The sequence below is a fragment of the Thermogemmatispora argillosa genome, assembly GCF_059696725.1.
This window is the reverse complement of the sequence record NZ_AP019377.1, coordinates 2,714,789-2,732,224: the sequence shown is the minus strand read 5'-3', so window position 1 is coordinate 2,732,224 and position 17,436 is coordinate 2,714,789. Positions and strand designations below refer to the sequence as shown.

Sequence of the window (17,436 nt, the reverse complement as noted above, 5' to 3'; positions counted from 1 at the left end):
GCGTTGCCAGAGAGGCGGCTTTGTCCAGGGGGCTGTGGCTGGCTCCCTGGCTCGCTATGCCTCTCTTGCAGTTGCCGGGGCCTTCTTGGGTGTGCGATACTATCATAATTGGGAGTAGAGAGTAGGCCTCTGCCCTGGCTCTTCATGCTGCGCTACCTGCTCTGCCCTCCTCTCTGTCCCTGGCAGAGCGCGAAGGAAGGGAAAGAAACGCTCAGTGAACAGGTGTTCCACATGAAACATATTGTCGGCATTTCTGAAATTGTGCTCTGGACGGCGGACAAAGAAAAAGCTTTGCATTTCTATCGGGATCTGCTGGGCTTAGAGGTCATTTCCCCGCCAAACCTGCCCAATGTCTTTTTGAAGGTTGGCGAGGGAAAAGCCGGCATTCCGCAGATGATTGTGCTGGTGCCCAAGAGCGAGGAGATCAAGGCGAAACCGGCGGGTTACCAGCTTCATCATCTGGCGCTGGAGTTGCCCGAGGAAGAGTTTGATGCCCAGTACGCGGCCCTGGTAGAGGCTGGCTATCAGCCGCGCGGTGGCAAGCATCCCGTGCTGGCCAGCCGCACCATGTATGTGGATGACCCTGACGGCAATGAAGTGGAATTCATCTGCCGGGCTAGCGCCGGCTGAGTGCCTGGTAATTCACAGGACAAACGGATGAGCGCGGAAGAAACGAAGCGTGGGGGAGCGAGTATGTATGAATGCGGTTGAGGAGAAGCCCCTTGTACGGGGCACGCTGGTCGAAGATGCACGCTGGGAGCGAGCCCTGACTCGTGCCCTCGCGCGTGTCAAAGGCCCTAGCGATCTGGCTATTCTCTTCGCCAGTGGCCTCTATGCGGAATCGTTTCCTGACCTCGTGCGGCGTGCCTACGAGGAGAGCGGGGTACGGTTGTTGATCGGCTGCTCTGGCCAGGGCGTCATTGGACAGGGTGAGGAGCTGGAGGAGACGCCAGCTCTGGCGCTGATGACGCTGCAACTGCCGGGCGCGCGGCTGCGCGTGGTGCGCTTTACTCAAGCCCTGGTCGAGGAATGCGAGCGTGCCGAGGAGTGGCACACACGCCTGGGGCTGTTACCTGAGGAGGTCAACGCCTGGCTGATCTTTGCTGACCCTTTCCGCCTCGATAGTGAAGCCTTGCTGGAAGGACTGGCCCGAGCTTATCCCCATTGCCCGATGGTGGGCGGTTTGGCCTCGGCCCATCCATTGCTACAGCGTACCTTTGTCTTTCGCAATGGCGATGTCTTTGGCGAGGGCGGCGTTGGCCTGGCCATCGGCGGCTCTTATACCATTCTGCCTCTGGTCTCGCAGGGCTGTGAGCCAATCGGCGAACCCTGGACGATCACGAGCGTGCGCGGGAATCTGGTCGAAACCATCTCTAACCGTCCAGCCTATGAATTGCTCCTGGAAACCCTGCAAGAGCTGCCTCCTTTCTTGCAGCGTCGCGCTCGTCATAATCTGCTCGTTGGTCTGGCCGCTAATGAGTATCGCGAGAGCTTTGGCCGTGGTAGCTTTCTCGTGCGCCCCCTGATTGGGGTTGACCGACTCAGCGGCGGGCTGGCCATCGGCGCTATGCCGCGCGTAGGCCAAACGATCCAGTTCCAGATGCGCGATGCCAGCACCGCCGATATGGATCTGCGCGATACGTTAGAGCGGGCACGGGAGGAACTGCGTGGCCGCGAGCCGGTGGCGGTCATCCTTTGTACCTGCAATGGGCGCGGGATGAACCTCTTTGATACTCCCAATCACGATGCTGAGGCGATCGAACACTATCTTGGTCCCCTCCCACTCGTCGGCCTCTTCTGCAGCGGCGAAATCGGGCCGGTTGATGGTCGCCCTTTCCTTCATGGCTTTACGGCCTGCCTGGCTCTGCTCGTGCGCGTGGAATAAGCTAAGGGCTATAGCTGCCGCCCAGTCAGTCAGTCAGCCAGGGACGCCAGCCCAGGCCGGCGGCAGAGCAGACTGCGGCGGTGTTGGCTCAGGGGACCCGCCGCTACCGGAGGGATGGCGAGAGCGGCGGCTCTGTCCTCAAGATCAAAGAGGCCTGAGCATCCTTGTTGACTCATGCATGCATCTCAGGCCAGCGGGGCAGACCAGACCTGAGCGGTGCCGTCATCGCTGCAGGAGAGTATCAAGCGGCCATCTCGCGACCAGTACGCCGACCAGACAGTGTCGTTATGGCCATGATAAACCAACAATTGGCGCCCACTGGCCGCCTCCCAGATCTGGACAGTTCCATCTTTGCCTGCCGAAGCCAAGCGGCCCCCATCAGGCGACCACGCCACGCTCCAGACGCGATTTTGATGACCACGATAGACCAGCTCCTGATTACCCGTGGCGGCTTGCCAGATGCGGACGGTGGCATCGCGTCCACCAGAAGCCAGATGCTGACCGTCCGGGGCCCAGTCCAGGTTTAAGACTCCCCCTTGATGACCAAGGCAGATGGCCAGTGTCGTCCCATCGGAAGGCTGCCAAATGCGCACGGTGCTATCTTCTGAGCAGGAAGCGAGCAAGCGAGTAACCCGCGACCAGGACAGGCCACGGATGGTGTCCTGATGGGCGACATAGGTGAAGACGGCGCCGCCGTCGCTGGCATTCCATACTTGGACGGTGCTGTCGCCGCTCCCAGAGGCTACGCGCTGGCTGTCGGGAGACCAGGCCAGGGCATAGATAGGCTGGCTGTGACCGCTGTAGGTGAAGAGGATGGCGCCGCTCCTGACCTCGCCAATATAGACCTGATGGTCCTGACCGCCAAAGGCCAGATAGTTGCCATCGGGAGACCAGGCCAGGGCATAGATCTGCTGCTCCGGGTTGCCGCTATTCCAGATCAGCACAGGCCGCCCCGTGAGCGGCTCCCAGATCTGGACCGTCCCGTCCTGGCCACCGGTGGCTGCAAGCCGATTGTCAGGCGACCAGGCGGCACAATAGACATAGCCGTGGTGCCCCGTATAGCGCGTCAAGAGATTCCCCGCGGGGCTAACTTGCTCTGCGGGACTGGTGGGTGTTTGAGTTGGCGAAGGGCTGGGTGAAGGAGAAGGTGAGGCTGTTGCAGGGGATACGGCGGAAGGAGGAGAGGTCGGTGTCGGGCGACCGGCCACATTGGATCTGGCGGTGCTCCTGGGAGAGGCTCCTTGAGAAGAAGAAATCCCCGAGAAGGTGCGCAACAAGGCCAGCGCCAGACCTCCTCCGAGGAGGATTAGACCGCCGGCTCCCATAAGAAGCGCGCGCCGCGGTAGGGTCTGCTCGCTTCTCGCATCAGGAACCGGTTGGGCCGGAGCACCAAAGTCGGGAGGCGGTGGAGCGATCAGCTCCGCTGCGGGAGGCCTAAAGCCACTATGCTCGGAAGATGGCATCGTGTCTACCAGCTCGGTGCGCTCCTCCTCTCCCTGAGCCTTCTCATTCCCAGGCGCCAGTACCATGCGACCACAGAGCGGGCAGAACTTGGCGTCTGGGGGCAATGGCGTGCCACAAAAGCTGCAGAACATAGTATCTATCTCCTTGCCTCACTTAGCCTCACTTGCATCTGCTTAGATTGGCAATGAGTGTCTATGGGTGGCAGGAATGCTGTTTCCTCTACTTAAACGTCGCTTCCCGGCTTCATTTGAGGGGGAAAAAGGCGCTGGCACATGCGCGCCTGTGGCCTTTTCTGGCCAGCGGGGCGACTCGTTTTTCTCCTTTGGCTGTAACCGAGCGCCGGGGCCATTCGTAAAAACATTTCGAAACTACACCGTTCTAGATCTTCCTGAAACCGGATCAGAAAGGGTACGAGAGAACAGTATGCATCGCCTTGCGAAACTGAGCATGGCTAACAGGAGCGTGGTGGCCTTAGCCACCGTAGCGGTCCTCCTGTTAGGAGGATATATCATCCCGTTGTTAAAGCAAGAATTACTGCCATCGCTTGTCTATCCAGCTATTTCGGTCATCACGGCCTATCCTGGGGCGGCCCCAGCCCAGGTAGAACAAGACATCACCGATCCTCTCGAAAGCAATTTCCAGGGGAATCCTGGCGTGCAGCGCATCACCTCGCAGTCCAGTCAGGGACTGTCGGTGATCACGATCTACTACAACTTCGGCACCGACCTGGATCGGGCCCAACAGACCATCAGCGAAGAGATCAGCAAGGCTCAGTCCAGCTTGCCAGCGAACGTTACCCCGCAAGTCCAGCAATATGACTTTGCTGACGTGCCGATTATCATTCTGGCTGTCAGCTCGGATCAGAATCAGCAGGACCTTGCTGTACGCCTCAAACAGATTGCGGTGCCGGCCCTGCAGGGGATCAACGGCGTCGCTAACGTAAGCGTCACTGGTGTCCGTCAGCAAATTGTCAGCATCACCCTTGATCCCAAGAAGCTCCAGCGCTACAACCTCAGCGTGAGCCAGGTTGAGCAGGTGCTGCAGGCGAACAACATGACGCTACCGGCGGGCCAGCAGACCTCGGGAGACCAGACGCTCTCGGTCCGTGTTGGGAACACGCTTGGCTCGCTGGACGATCTCAAGAACCTGGTGGTTGGTGAACAGGCAGTTCTCCCCCAGGGTCAGTATCCGACCGGGGCCAGCGCCGCCGGCATGACCGGGGCTGGCGCTGGCAGCAGCGCCGCCGCGCTGCAGCAGCAACTGAACGCCGGTACTGCTGCTGCCGCGGGAGTGACCCTGAAGCCGATCAAGCTTGGCGATGTGGCCACTGTCAAGGAAGATCTCGCGCCCTCCAGCACCCTCACGCGTACCAACGGCAAGCCCAGTCTGGGCATCTCGATCACCAAGACCAATGACGGTAATGCCGTCTCTATCTCCCAGGACGTCAACAAGCAGATTCCTGACCTGGAGCGCAAGCTTGGCTATAACGCCCACATTACCGTCGTCAGCGACCAGGCTCCCTACATTCAGGAGTCGGTCCGCGACCTGGCGCGCGAAGGCCTGCTCGGCGCCCTTTTTGCCGTCGTTGTCATTCTGGTCTTCCTGCTATCGGTACGTTCCACATTGGTGACGGCGATCTCTATCCCGCTCTCGATCATCATCGCCCTGATCTGCCTCTGGGTAGGCAACTACTCGCTGAACCTGCTCACGCTCTCAGGGCTGACCATCGCCGTCGGGCGTGTCGTTGACGACTCCATTGTTGTTCTTGAAAATATCTATCGCCATCTGCGAGGAGGGGAAGACAAACGCACCGCCGTATTAGCAGGGGTCAAAGAAGTTGCCACCGCCGTTACGGCCTCGACACTGACCACCGTCTGTGTCTTCCTGCCGCTGGCCTTTATCGGCGACATTGTGGGCGAATATGCTCACCCGCTGGCCTTCTCGGTGACAGTAGCCCTGTTGGCCTCTCTCCTGGTGGCCCTGACCATTATCCCCGTGCTGGCCTACTGGTTCCTCAAGGGGCCTGCAGAGAAAGCCAACGCTGGGCGTGAACTGCCCCACGAAAAGCCGAGCTTCCTGGAGCGGGCCTACGTACCGCTGGTCCGCTGGGTCACAAGCCACCGGGCCATCACCCTGGTGGTTGCTCTCTTGCTCTTCCTTGGTAGCTGCGCGCTCTTCCCGCTTCTCCCCGTCAATGTCTTCGGAAACCAGGGGGCAACCTCCTTCCGCTTTAGCCAGAAGCTAGAGCCTACGGCCAGCCTGGCTCGGATCGATGCGGCCACGCGGCCTGTCGAGCAGATCCTCAGCACCATCCCTGATATTCAGGCCTATCAGGTAACCATTGGCGGCGGCGGTGGCTCCTTCCTGAACCTCAGCCCGGGTGCTTCCAGTGGCGGAAGCGCCACCTACATCGTTACCGTCAAATCAAGCTCGGATCTCAATCAAGTGCAACAGACCGTTCGTGACCGCCTCAAGGGGCTGAGCGGGGTTGGCACCTTCACCTTCCTGCAGACCAGCAACAGCAACATCGTGGACATTACCGTCCAGGCGCCGGACGAAACGACCCTGCGTCAGGCCGCCCAGCAGGTCTACGATGCCGTGGCCGATACTCCCAATACGACCGACGTCAGCAGCGACCTCGCCTCTGCGGTGCCGCTGATCGATGTCCACGTCGATCCTCAGAAGGCCCTGGCTCACGGTCTGACGGCGGTGCAGGTGGGGCAACTCCTCCAGATGGTCTACAACGGCACCACTGTAACCCATGTGACACTCAATGGGGTGCAGCAAGATGTCGATCTCAAACTGGGAGCGGCACCAACCAGCCTGCAGCAACTGCGTGATCTCCAGCTACCGACCGGCTCAGGCAGTGTGCGCCTGGGAGACATCGCCACTGTCAGCCAGGTCAACGGGCCAACCCAGATCTCGCATCTTAATGGCACGCGCACAGCCACCATTACTTTGACTGCCACCATCGACAACGTGGGGGCGGTTACCCATGAGGTAGAGAAACGCATTGACAGCCTGCATCTCCCGGCGGGGGCGAGCGCCAGCCTGGGTACCAATACCTCGCTGCAGAACCAGGCCCTACAGCAGTTCTACTTTGTGCTGCTGGTGGCCATTCCTCTGGTCTACATTGTCATGGTTGCCACCTTCCGCAGCCTGGTGCAGCCACTGATCCTGCTGATCGCCATTCCTTTCGCCGGCGTTGGCTCCCTGATCCTGGCGGCAGCCACACGTACGCCGATCGGCATCTCTTCGCTCTTCGGCTTCCTGATGCTGATTGGCATTGTGGTCACCAATGCCATTGTCCTGATCGACCTTGTGAACCAATATCGGGCGCGCGGTCTGGACGCGCGTACGGCAGTCATAGAGGGCGGACGCCGACGTCTGCGCCCCATCTTGATGACAGCCCTCGCCACTGTCATGGCGTTGATCCCGATGGCCCTCGGCATCGGAGGCGGTGACAGCCTGCTGATCTCGGGCGACCTCGCCATCGTGGTCATCGGCGGTCTGACTTCCTCAACCTTGCTGACGCTCCTGCTGGTTCCCACCCTCTATGTGCTCGTTGAGGATATCAAGGAGCGCTTCAACAGGAGACCGACACCGCCCGCCACTGGCGGTGAGCGCGCCGAGGCCGTAGTCGCCCAGTCGTAACCGTAACCGCTGGGGCGGGTGCCGAAGCAAAGCTCAAAATGAGAAAGCGGAGGAGACCAACAAACGACTGGTCTCCTCCGCTGCTTCTTGCTGGGGCTATGGCCCCAGAACCGCCAGACGACAAAACGCCCATGCTCGGCAAAGACCCGTTTTCGCGCCTGCCATCTTACGTCAGGGGTAGCTGTAGCTCAAGCCTGGCTTCAAAACTCCAGCGGGCAAGTAAGTGATTCAATCAACAGAGCAAGAAAAAGCAGTGCTTCCTCCCTCTAGGCCAGATAACGCGGAAGGAAGCACCATCGATAAACAAAGACAATAAGTGCAGCGTCGTACAGCAGGGCAGGTAAACGGGCAAGCAAACAAGCAGACAGGCAGCAAATGCCTGAGCGCCGGGCCCTGGCCCTAGATATCCAGCTCAGCGTTTTTCGCGTGGCTCTCAATAAAGCGCTTGCGAGGAGCCACCTCGTCGCCCATCAGCATATTGAAGACACGATCTGCCTCTACCGCCTCCTCAATGGTCACCTTCAGAATCGTGCGGCGGGCCGGGTCCATCGTCGTTTCCCAGAGCGTTTCGGGGTTCATTTCACCCAAGCCTTTATAGCGCCCCACCTCCGGCTCCTTCCCGTTATGTTTCGCCTTGTATTCGGCGATCAAGGCATCGCGCTCCTCATCCGAATAGGCGTAGCGCACCTCCTTGCCCATCTTCACATGATAGAGGGGCGGCTGAGCGATATAAAGGTGCCCGTCCGTGATCAGCGGCTCCATGTAGCGGAAAAAGAAGGTCAAGAGCAGCGTACGGATATGGGCCCCATCGACATCGGCATCGCACATAATCACAATGCGTCCGTAGCGCAGCTTCGATTTATCGAAAGACTCACCGATGCCCACGCCGATGGCCGTAATAATATTCTTGACCTCCTCGTTTTCAAGCATCTTCTGCAGGCGAGCGCGCTCCACATTGAGAATCTTACCGCGCAGAGGCAGGATCGCCTGAAAATGGCGATCGCGGCCCTGCTTAGCGGAGCCACCGGCGGAGTCGCCCTCGACAAGGTACAGCTCACAGCGATCGGGACGGCGCTCAGTACAGTCGGCCAGCTTCCCGGGGAGCGTCGTATCGAGCGCGTTCTTCCGCTGAACCAGCTCGCGAGCCGCGCGGGCTGCTTCGCGAGCGCGAGCCGAAGTCAAGCACTTCTCGATAATCGCGCGCGCCTCCGAAGGCGTCTCCTCCAGGTAAACCGAGAGCATTTCCGCCGTCACCGCCTCGACGATCGGGCGCACCTCAGCGTTATTCAGCTTGGCCTTCGTCTGCGCCTCAAATTGCGGGTTCGGCAGCTTCACACTGACCACCGCCGTCAGACCCTGGCGCACATCCTCACCAGTCAGATTGCTCTCCTTTTCCTTGAGGAAGCCCATCTTACGCGCATAATCATTGAGCGTACGCGTCAGGGCGCTGCGAAAGCCAGTGATGTGCATGCCACCGTCCACAGTATTGATGCCGTTAGCGAAAGAGAACTCCGTCGTATTCCAGCTATCGTTATACTGGAGCGCGATTTCAACCTTCACCTGGTCGACCTCGCGCACGATACTGACGGGACGGCTTTGCAGGCAATTGCGGTTCTTATTGAGGTAGCGGACAAAGGAGACGAGGCCGCCTTCAAAGTAGAAAGTGACCTCGCGATCAGTGCGCTCATCACGGAGGGAGATAGTCAAGCCGCGGTTGAGATAGGCGATCTCGCGGAAGCGCTGGGCCAGGACATCAAAGTTGTAGTCACGGGTCTCCATAACCTGGAGATCAGGGAGAAACGTAGTTTTAGTGCCGTGGCCCTCAGCCGGCCCCAGATCCTCCACCGGAGTGACAGCGACGCCGCGCTCATAGCGCTGGCGATAGCGGCGGCCATCGCGCTTCACCTCCACCTCGCACCACTCCGATAAGGCATTGACCACCGAGACACCCACGCCGTGCAGGCCACTGCTGAACTGGTAGACTCCACTGCCAAACTTCCCGCCGGCGTGCAGGATCGTCATCACCACTTCCAGCGTCGACATCTCAGGGCGCTGATGATGTTTTTCTACGGGGATGCCGCGCCCATTATCCTCGATCGTCACCGACTCATCAGCATGGATCGTGACCGTCACCGTATCGGCGAATCCGGCCATCGCCTCATCGACGCTGTTGTCGACCACCTCATAGATCAGATGGTGAAGACCGCGCTGGTCGGTCGACCCAATATACATACCGGGTCGGACGCGCACCGCCTCCAGACCCTCCAGAATCTGGATATGCTGCTCATTGTACTCCCCACTACTGACGCTACCACGCGGCGCCACCTTGGAGCCGTTGAGCTTCTCCTTGGGGAGAGCGCCATCACCAGCTACCTGCTCAGCCGTTGCTGCCAGAGTTTCTCTTGCTTTTGCCATAGGGTCTGCACGTTCCTTTAACGCTAACAGCCTTCTCTTTATAGAAAAAGAGCCAAGAGGCCACTCTCACTCTCTTTAGAGATCACAGCCTGCAGACTCGCGCCGACCGCAACTGCTGGGCCAGCCGCGAGCCTTACATAGCGGACCTGACTGCCTCAGCTCAGGTCATCCTCTCTGACTGGCTGACGAAAGAAAGGGCGAGCTTGTCTGCTCACTCAGTCCCGCAGCGTCGTCCATCTCGCCGCTCATCTGCTCCTCAAGCACCTGGCTCTGACCGAAGCCCCAACATAAAGGCAGAGACACGCGGCATCAGCCTGTCCCTCCCTTCCAGGAACGGAACCACTGGCCTTCTTGTCTGCTCGCTTGCTCGCCATAACCACACCCAGACCAACCTTTGCCTTGCGACCAGGCTGAACAGAGAGACAGGCAGACAGACAGGCAAGCATCGCTAAACCCTGCTGTAAGCTTGCATTGCTGCCTTATGCCTGTGCCTACCTCCTGGTCTGCCAGCTTACAGGGCACAGCCAGCGCCAGCCATTCTCGGTTGCGCTGCATCTGGAACTGTGCGCCTGGCGGTCCCAAGCACTGTCGTGCTGACCAGGGCGAGGAAACAGGCTCTGCGAGGAAAAGATCACAGCGACTAAGCTGCTTATACGTTCTTTCTGAAAGAGAGAAGCCAATGTGGTAACGAAGTTACCCTTTAATGTCTCTCTTATTATATCACATGCAGGGCTTCGGGCCAATCAAAGACGGACAGATTGACCATCACAAAGAGCCGAAGCGACCGACGCACACCTGCCCATATCCGTGCCCGGCTCTGCCTGCCTATCCCGCCAGAGCGAAGCTTAGCAGCCGACCCTGGCAGCCTCGCTGTTCCCCTACCTGCCTGTCTGCTGTAGAGGGGGGCATTGGACCAGGCCGCTCCTGGCGCAGCTCTGGTGAACGTGGTGCCTGATCACAACACGCCGCGAGCGCCATCCACACTGCCAGGTCGGACAAAGCGGGCAATGCAGCAAGCAACGTATCAACCCGCCAACCAACGCGCATCGTCTCAATGGTGCTAGAGACGGCAAAAAACACAAGAGCCGTCTGGCCTGGTCAGCAAACCGGGCAGGCGGCTCATCGCTAGTCACCAGCTTGCAGCAAGGCAGGGGATACCGAGCTAGTGCCTGGGAGCCAGCGCAGCGCTCACCGTACAGGGGAGAGGTGCCAGACAAACAAGCGACAGAAGCTGAGAAACGAGACGGCCCGGCACGGCATCACAGCCAGAACGCCTCATCGAATCAGCAACAGTCGCTGACAGTTGCCAGCCATCGATCACCGATCCATTGCTCGTCTGATCAGCCAGCCACTCAGTCAGCGGGCATAGCGAGCAATGAACTAAAGGGCTGAGTCAGCTCAGAGAGAAACAGAGAGCCAGAGCTAGAAGCGGTTGCCGCTGAGCGGGCCGCTCATTGGAACACCCGGCGGCTGATTGGCGGGCATACCGGCAACACCTGGCATAGAAGGCACGCCTGGCACGCCGGAGACGCCAGGGACGCTAGGCATGCCCTGCATTGGCATGGCCATCAGATTAGTAGCGCAGTAGGGGCAGAACGACCAGCGCAGCTCAAGAAGACGCTCACACTTCGGGCAAGGCCGCTTAAGCTTCTGCCCACAGGACGGGCAGATCTGGAAATCCGACTCTACCCGAGCATGGCAATTAGTACAAGTCTGACGCTCGGTCATCTCCGCCAGCAGCGATTCCTCCTCTAGCTGGCGCTCATAGATCTCTGCCAGCGTTTGGCGCGGGCGCAGAATCAAGTAGATCAGTAGCCCGCCCACATTAAAGACCGCCACCAGCAAGGTTGCAATCACTTGAGTGGCTAGATCCTGGGAGCGGGAGCGAATATCGCGAAATGTCCAAATGATCAAACTTATCCAGAAAACGAAGAAGAACGCGAGAAAAAAACTGATAATAAGCCCCAGGGCGTTCTGCAAAGTGGTCAGCAGGTTGCCCCCCCCGGGAGTGGCTCCGAGAATAAGGGTTAAAGATTGCGCGTTCACAGGATGAAGGCCCCTTTCAGAATAGACATAGCTCAGTACACACAATTACAACGGACATCCCCGCTTGAATGTTGCTCCTTTCAGGACTTCCGGTACCCATAGGGTTGGCCCGCTGGAGAGAAAGACCCCCGGCGGGGCGGTCAAGAGAGCAAAGCAGGCAAACGAACAAGCGTCTTCTCTGCTCTGTCTTCTTCATGACCGCCCCGCCGCTCTTCCAGCCTTGTGGCTTTAGGCCCGCTTCTCCCGCCCCGCTTCTCCGTTGACCGCTATGCGAAGGCCTCGCCCGCCGCTTTCGCCGCCCTAGAACAACTTGCGGAGAAACGGTCTAACGGAACAGCAACGTCAGAATCTCGCCGGCGCGCAGCCGTCGCCGGAGAGGAGGTGTGTCCTGCAGCGATGAGCTATCCTGACCTCCCTGCCATTCGAGCTGCTCGCGCGGTTCCTCCAGTAAGTTTGCCACAAAGGCCTGACTGGCGGCAAGACCGGGATGGAAAGTCGCCTCAACCTCGTGATCGAGCGGATTATAGACACGCACAACCCAGCCCTGATCATCGAGTGAGCGCTTGAGCGCACTGACAACCAGCTCAGGAGGTGAGACCTCGACCAGCGAAGTTCGGGTCGGGAGCTGACCAGCATGCTGGCTGGTGACCAGCGCGCGGACCGGCAGATTGAGCGCCTGGGCCTCGCGCAGCACCAGGCCATCCTCGGCCTCCCAGGTACCACGGTGCGGCACCAGCGCATAATCGAACTCGTGACGCCCGGGACACTGAGCCTCCGGCGTGTAGTACATTGGGCCAGCCGGACCCTGGCGCGTTGAGAGATCATCGCGCGAGAGCCACTCCACACAGCGCAGCAAGGTCAGAGCCAGCGCCATCTGCCCCGGAGCCAGACCCGGCCCGCCCTGCACGACCTCATATTCAGGCAAGCCGCGATTGAGCACCGCCAGGCCAATCTGACCGTCGCTGAGATCGACAAAGCGCTTCTGCGGGAAGGTATTGACGGGCGCCTCAGCCCAATCGCTGAGGTTCTCCGGGCGAGGAACCGTCACAGGGCGCAGGCGCACCTCAAACGTTCCCTCAGCAGCTACCCTTTCTATTGTATAGGGGATGGGGAACAGCACCCGCAGACGATGGTCGCGCGCATTGTTCTCTACCGTCGTATGGATATCGATGCGGCGCACCCCGGGGTAGAGTGAAATTTCACTACAGATCGGACAGTCGACAAAGCGCTCGCTGCGACTATCGCGGCTATCGCTGCAGGTTGCTGGCAGGCGCCAGACCGAGCTGATGCGCAGCGTAGCGCGCACCGGGCCAGCGCTCAGTAGCTCGATGCGCGGCGGCTGAGCCGGCGTGCTGATCAGCGTATCGCGCGCAGGCGGGCAGTACGTATACAGATCGCCGACATCGCCACCGTCGACAAAGCGATGCAGGCCGCGGAAAACTGCGCCCGTCTCCTTATCGGTCACGGTCAGCGTGCCGAAATCGCTATCCACCTCGACACGATAAAACTCATTCTCGATCGACTGCGGCCCACAGCGCAGCGTCGCATGCTCCAGCGGCGGGAGCTGGTCGACCTGAACCGCCGGATAGAGCCAATAGGTTTTCGCCCCATAGGGAGGCAGGTCGCTGGCCAGGAACTCGACTTTCTGCTGCATCAGCTCAAAGACCTCGAACTCCAGCGCCTTGATCTCCTCGCGCTGAAGGAGCTGCAGCACCTCCTGCTCGCTGGCGAGCAAGCGCTCGCGATCGCCCTTGAGCAAATTGGAAGGGGCAAGCGCGATCTCGATACGGCGCAGGTCGGGAGTGGCAGCCGGTAGGACGCGCAGATCAACGATCTCATCAGGATCGTCGGGGATGCCCATAGCGATCCTGATCGTATCGTGGGTCAGGGCCAGGAATTGGCCAGGACGGTCAAAGGTGCCCACGGCCTGCATGCGCGCCAGCGCCTGACGCTGGATAGTCTGGCTACCGATGCGGCGCCGATGCTCACCCAGCACCCGGAAAGGCAAGGCCCGCCCCTGCTCATCAACGAGCACCGCGCGCTGAAGCGACTCGGCGATATGCACCTCGACAGAGACCGCTGCGTTGCGCGGCCCGGGTCCCATGTTGAAGACCACGATCGGGAAGGGCGCTCGCTCCTGCCCCGCCAGCGGCTGCGGCGGCAGCGTGCTCATCGTATCGGTGATCCGCTGCAGGGCACGGCTAACGAGAGCCTCGCCGATCTGCTGACACTGAGCAAAGCGGACGCTGTTCTCCCGATGGACCTGGTCGATGCTGCAGCCACAGATGCTATCGTGCGGCTGATTCTGCAGCAGGTATTTCCAGGCCAGATTGACCAGACCACGCGGGTAGTCATCGCCAAGCTTCCAGGCCCAGAGCGTCAAAGGCTCAACCCAGTGCTGTAGCAGATGCTCCTGAGCGGTGTTCTGCTGCTTGATCCACATGCGCGTCGAGAGCACCGCCGGGAGCAAATGCGCATATTTGCTACTACGCAACTCGCCCTTGAGAAGGCGGAGCTGACGCTGCTGCTGCTCAATACGCCGGCGCACCTGCTCGATGTACTGGGGGATTGTGCCAATCTGAATATGGATACCTTCATACTGATGATGATTGCTGTGACCAGAGCGCGAGACGTTCCCCAGCAGCTTATTGGCCGCCTCGATGGTGGCCGGCAGGCCCTGCTGCGGCTCCAGATGGTCGGAGCCGTTCATCAAAAGCAGCGTGTCCGTTGTGGTGGGCGTGCGATCAAGCAGCTGCGAGACCACGATCTCCAGCCGGGTGATGAAGGCATCGGGGGTCAGGGGCATCAGGCGCGCATTGCCATAGCCCTCGGGCAGGTAAACCACCAGAACCCTGGTGCCATCTGGCGCCTCCCAATAGAATTCACTTTCTCTGACCTCATCGCCCACACCTCGCCAGAGAACCGCGCTATCAATGCCGAAACCCTGCAGAATCTGCGGCATCTGGGCAATGTGACCGAAGCAGTCGGGCAGGTAGCCGACACGCATAGGTTCCCCAAATCGCGCTGCCTGCTTGAGACCCGTCTGCAAATTGCGGATCAGCGACTCACCGCTGACCAGAAACTCATCGGGCTGGAGGTACCAGGGGCCGATAAGGATACGCCCTTCAGCAATGTATTGCTTGAGCCGCTCCTCCTGCTCGGGTCGCACCTCCAGATAATCTTCAAGCACGATTGTCTGCCCATCAAGCATGAAGTGCTTGAATGCAGGGTCATGTTCCATGATATTCAGCAGTTTGTCTATGGTTTGCACCAGTCGGATGCGAAACTGCTGAAAGGTCAGATACCACTCGCGGTCCCAATGGGTATGTGGCACCAGAATGATGCTGAGTTGCCCACTCATACGTTTTCCCTTGTTATGTTTCCATCTTTTATCGATTTATTGCTGTACATTTACCACCTGCACCGTGTAGTGGGGAACCTGCTGGCAGACGGCGATTACCGACGCAGGTACAATAAATGTTGAAAGATATTATACTCGCTGTCTACCCGGATGGCAATAAATGCCCCTGGAAGTAAGACTCTTAGTTAGTCAAAATGGCCCCCTTGCATTGAAGCTTGCTCCCATATATAATCTTCGCGCCAACACCTACCATTCAATATCGAGGAACTGCGACCTGTGGTCACCAGCCTACACGTTGTCTTATCACACGTTCAGGTTGCCCCTCTTTTGCAGGCTCGCCGGGAGGGGAGGCGGCAGTGTGAACTCTCGCCGGACCTGGGCCTCTCCCAAGTGACTGTTGCGCTCACTGAAGAGGGGGTGCTCTTCCCTTCAGGCGAGCTGTTACGTTGGGACGATGTTGAGCGTATCGCATCTGCTCTCAATAGTTGTTTCTTGTTAGAACACGGTTCTGTGCGCGCCATCCAGACCTTCTCGTCGGTGACCAATCGCCCCTGTAGCCTCTATCCGACGCAGGGGGCGCCCAGCCTGCTGATTGCTGGCTTTGTGATGCACCGCGTGAAGGAGGTTGATCCGCTGGAGGACACGCGTCTCAAGATGCGTACCCTGGTGCCCATCAGCGGGCGCGTGCTGGACACAGCCACTGGCCTGGGCTACACTGCCATCGAGGCGGCCCGTCATGCCGACGAAGTTGTGACTATTGAGCTTGATCCTGCGGTTCAGGAGGTGGCTCGGCTCAATCCCTGGTCACAGGATCTCTTCCATCATCCCAAGATCCGTCGTATGCTGGGCGACGCCAGTGAGCTGGTCCCGACCTTCCCGGATCATTATTTTTCGCGCATTGTCCATGATCCACCCGCCTTTGACCTGGCTGGCGAACTCTACTCGGGTGCCTTCTATCGCGAGCTGTATCGAGTGCTTCGCGGTGGGGGGCGCCTCTTCCACTATGTGGGCGACCTGCAGAGCCGCGCTGGGAGCAGCACCCTCCGGGGGGTGACCCGCCGCTTGCAGGAGGCTGGCTTTGCGCGGGTGGTGCCGCGTCAGGAGGCGTTTGGCGTGGTGGCCTATAAGTAATTTGTGACGATGAGGCTGTCTGCTGGGCCTCAGTCTGTTCTCATTCTCTCTAGCTAGCTAGTTGGCTTTGATTCTGACTCCTCGCTGTGCTCGCGCGCCTCCCCGACTCCTGGCGCGGGCGCCGCCTCTTCCTGGCACAGCTCACAGATGGTGCTGAGGCCCTGCTCTATGGTCTCCTCATCGGCTCCCAGGGAGACGCGCACGTAGTCAACGGTTCTGGAGCCGAAGAGGTTGCCTGGTACAACCAGCACGTTCCGCCGCCGTAGCAGCTCCAGGGCGAAGGCTGTGGCCTGCTCTCCGGCGCTGCTGTCGCTCTTGTCCTGGTGGCCATGACGCCTGCCTCCCACCTTCCTGGCGATGTTGACCAGGATGTAGAAGGCGCCATGTGGGGTATACTCGTAGCGTCCATAGCGCTTGAGGAGGGCGACCGCTTGATCGCGACGCTGGCGGTAGGCCGCGCGCATTTGGGCGACGCAGTCTTGTGGCCCCTGTAAGGCCGCCGCCGCTGCGCGCTGGGTGGCCAATGGCAGGCTGGTATAGCTGGCATCGAGCACCTGGCTGAGGCTACGCATGAGAGCCTGACCCGTGACCAGGTAGCCGATGCGCCAGCCGGTCATGGCGTAGGTTTTCGAAAAGCTATAGACGCCGATGAATGTCCCTCGCTCGCGTTCCGCCGCTGTCAGCAGGGTAGCAGGGCTGACGTGCTCTCCTTCAAAAACCAGTTCATCGTAGCATTCGTCTGAGAGCAGCAGCAAGCGATGGCGACGCGCGAAATCCAGGAGCGCGGCAATCAGCTCCCGCGGGAAGACGGCCCCGGTTGGATTGCCGGGACTGTTGATGATTAACAGGCGCGTGCGCGCGTTGACCCGCCGCTCCAGCTCGCGCAGGTCTGGTAGCCAGCCGCTCGCCGGGTCAAGCGGGTAGGGTACGGGCCTGGCTCCCACGATGGCGAGCTGGCGATAGTAGTGGGGCCAACCAGGATCGGGCAGAAGTACCTCATCACCCGGGCCGACGGTCGCCAGCAGCGCTAGCTGAACCGCGCCTGTGCCGCCGACGGTGACTCCAATGTTGGCCGGTGAGACCTCGTAGCCGTTGACCCGCTGGATCTTCTCGGCCAGAAGCTCGCGTAGCCAGGGCCAGCCGCAGGACGGGCCGTATGTTTGGGCCTCCTGCTGGAGGGAGGCAATGGCAGCGGCTACGATGTGCTGCGGGGTGCGAAAGCTGGGTTCCCCAATCTCGAGACGGCGCAGCACCTGGCCCGCCCGCTCTCGCTCCTCGGCGACCCGGCGCAGCTCAGCAAGGGGATTAGGCGGCAGGCGCTGCCAGAGTCGCTGACCTGGCTCCTCTCTTCCCTCTGCGATCTCTTGCTGCATGTCCTCTGTTCTCTCTCCCACTTACTCATTCTATCACATAGACCCGGCTGTCTGCTCCCGCCGACCAGCGCTGTCCCTTGCTATCCGCCTCTCTCAGCTCTCGCTCT

9 protein-coding genes are annotated in these 17,436 nt (G+C 60.0%); 4 read left to right on the top strand and 5 right to left on the bottom strand.

Annotated elements, in window-relative coordinates:
* Positions 1-231 precede the first annotated feature (231 nt).
* Both AC6H1L_RS10625 and AC6H1L_RS10620 read left to right on the top strand, forming a co-directional pair.
* Complete coding sequence (locus AC6H1L_RS10625; protein ID WP_497601460.1) at positions 232-630, top strand: VOC family protein; 399 nt, start codon at positions 232-234, stop codon at positions 628-630.
* Between the two features lie 67 nt (positions 631-697).
* Positions 698-1,885 carry an FIST signal transduction protein gene (locus AC6H1L_RS10620; protein ID WP_497601459.1) on the top strand — a complete coding sequence of 396 codons (1,188 nt, stop codon included), beginning with the start codon at positions 698-700 and terminating at the stop codon, positions 1,883-1,885.
* Positions 1,886-2,070: 185 nt separating this feature from the next.
* On the opposite strand, the gene AC6H1L_RS10615 is transcribed toward AC6H1L_RS10620, so the two are convergent.
* Positions 2,071-3,480: a WD40 domain-containing protein gene (locus AC6H1L_RS10615; RefSeq protein ID WP_497601458.1), complete on the bottom strand. Its 1,410-nt coding sequence runs from the start codon at positions 3,478-3,480 to the stop codon at positions 2,071-2,073.
* Positions 3,481-3,796: 316 nt separating this feature from the next.
* On the opposite strand from AC6H1L_RS10615, the gene AC6H1L_RS10610 reads away from it, so the two are divergent.
* Complete coding sequence (locus AC6H1L_RS10610; protein ID WP_497601457.1) at positions 3,797-7,003, top strand: efflux RND transporter permease subunit; 3,207 nt, start codon at positions 3,797-3,799, stop codon at positions 7,001-7,003.
* Between the two features lie 399 nt (positions 7,004-7,402).
* Here AC6H1L_RS10610 and gyrB read toward each other — a convergent pair whose 3' ends face one another.
* The 3 genes from gyrB to AC6H1L_RS10595 form a co-directional block, all read right to left on the bottom strand.
* Complete coding sequence (gene gyrB / locus AC6H1L_RS10605; protein WP_497601456.1) at positions 7,403-9,418, bottom strand: DNA topoisomerase (ATP-hydrolyzing) subunit B; 2,016 nt, start codon at positions 9,416-9,418, stop codon at positions 7,403-7,405.
* Between the two features lie 1,422 nt (positions 9,419-10,840).
* The gene (locus tag AC6H1L_RS10600) at positions 10,841-11,464 is read right to left on the bottom strand and encodes a zinc ribbon domain-containing protein (RefSeq protein ID WP_297162855.1); all 624 of its coding nucleotides are present in this window, start codon (positions 11,462-11,464) and stop codon (positions 10,841-10,843) included.
* Between the two features lie 325 nt (positions 11,465-11,789).
* Positions 11,790-14,825, bottom strand: a complete 3,036-nt coding sequence (locus tag AC6H1L_RS10595) for an alpha-mannosidase (protein ID WP_497601455.1) — start codon at positions 14,823-14,825, stop codon at positions 11,790-11,792.
* A 276-nt stretch (positions 14,826-15,101) separates the two neighbouring features.
* Here AC6H1L_RS10595 and AC6H1L_RS10590 point away from each other — a divergent pair, with 276 nt between their 5' ends.
* A complete protein-coding gene (locus AC6H1L_RS10590; protein WP_497601454.1) occupies positions 15,102-15,956 on the top strand; it encodes a class I SAM-dependent methyltransferase in 855 nt (284 codons plus the stop codon).
* 53 nt (positions 15,957-16,009) lie between these two features.
* On the opposite strand, the gene AC6H1L_RS10585 is transcribed toward AC6H1L_RS10590, so the two are convergent.
* Positions 16,010-17,329, bottom strand: a complete 1,320-nt coding sequence (locus AC6H1L_RS10585) for a pyridoxal phosphate-dependent aminotransferase (RefSeq protein WP_497601453.1) — start codon at positions 17,327-17,329, stop codon at positions 16,010-16,012.
* Between the last annotated feature and the right edge of the window lie 107 nt (positions 17,330-17,436).

Excerpts from the sequence above, each read along its gene's own strand:
- AC6H1L_RS10625 (WP_497601460.1), top strand. The coding sequence starts at position 232 with ATGAAACATATTGTCGGCATTTCTGAAATTGTGCTCTGGACGGCGGAC.
- AC6H1L_RS10620 (WP_497601459.1), top strand. The coding sequence starts at position 698 with ATGAATGCGGTTGAGGAGAAGCCCCTTGTACGGGGCACGCTGGTCGAA.
- AC6H1L_RS10615 (WP_497601458.1), bottom strand. The coding sequence starts at position 3,480 with ATGTTCTGCAGCTTTTGTGGCACGCCATTGCCCCCAGACGCCAAGTTC.
- AC6H1L_RS10610 (WP_497601457.1), top strand. The coding sequence starts at position 3,797 with ATGGCTAACAGGAGCGTGGTGGCCTTAGCCACCGTAGCGGTCCTCCTG.
- gyrB (WP_497601456.1), bottom strand. The coding sequence starts at position 9,418 with ATGGCAAAAGCAAGAGAAACTCTGGCAGCAACGGCTGAGCAGGTAGCT.
- AC6H1L_RS10595 (WP_497601455.1), bottom strand. The coding sequence starts at position 14,825 with ATGAGTGGGCAACTCAGCATCATTCTGGTGCCACATACCCATTGGGAC.
- AC6H1L_RS10585 (WP_497601453.1), bottom strand. The coding sequence starts at position 17,329 with ATGCAGCAAGAGATCGCAGAGGGAAGAGAGGAGCCAGGTCAGCGACTC.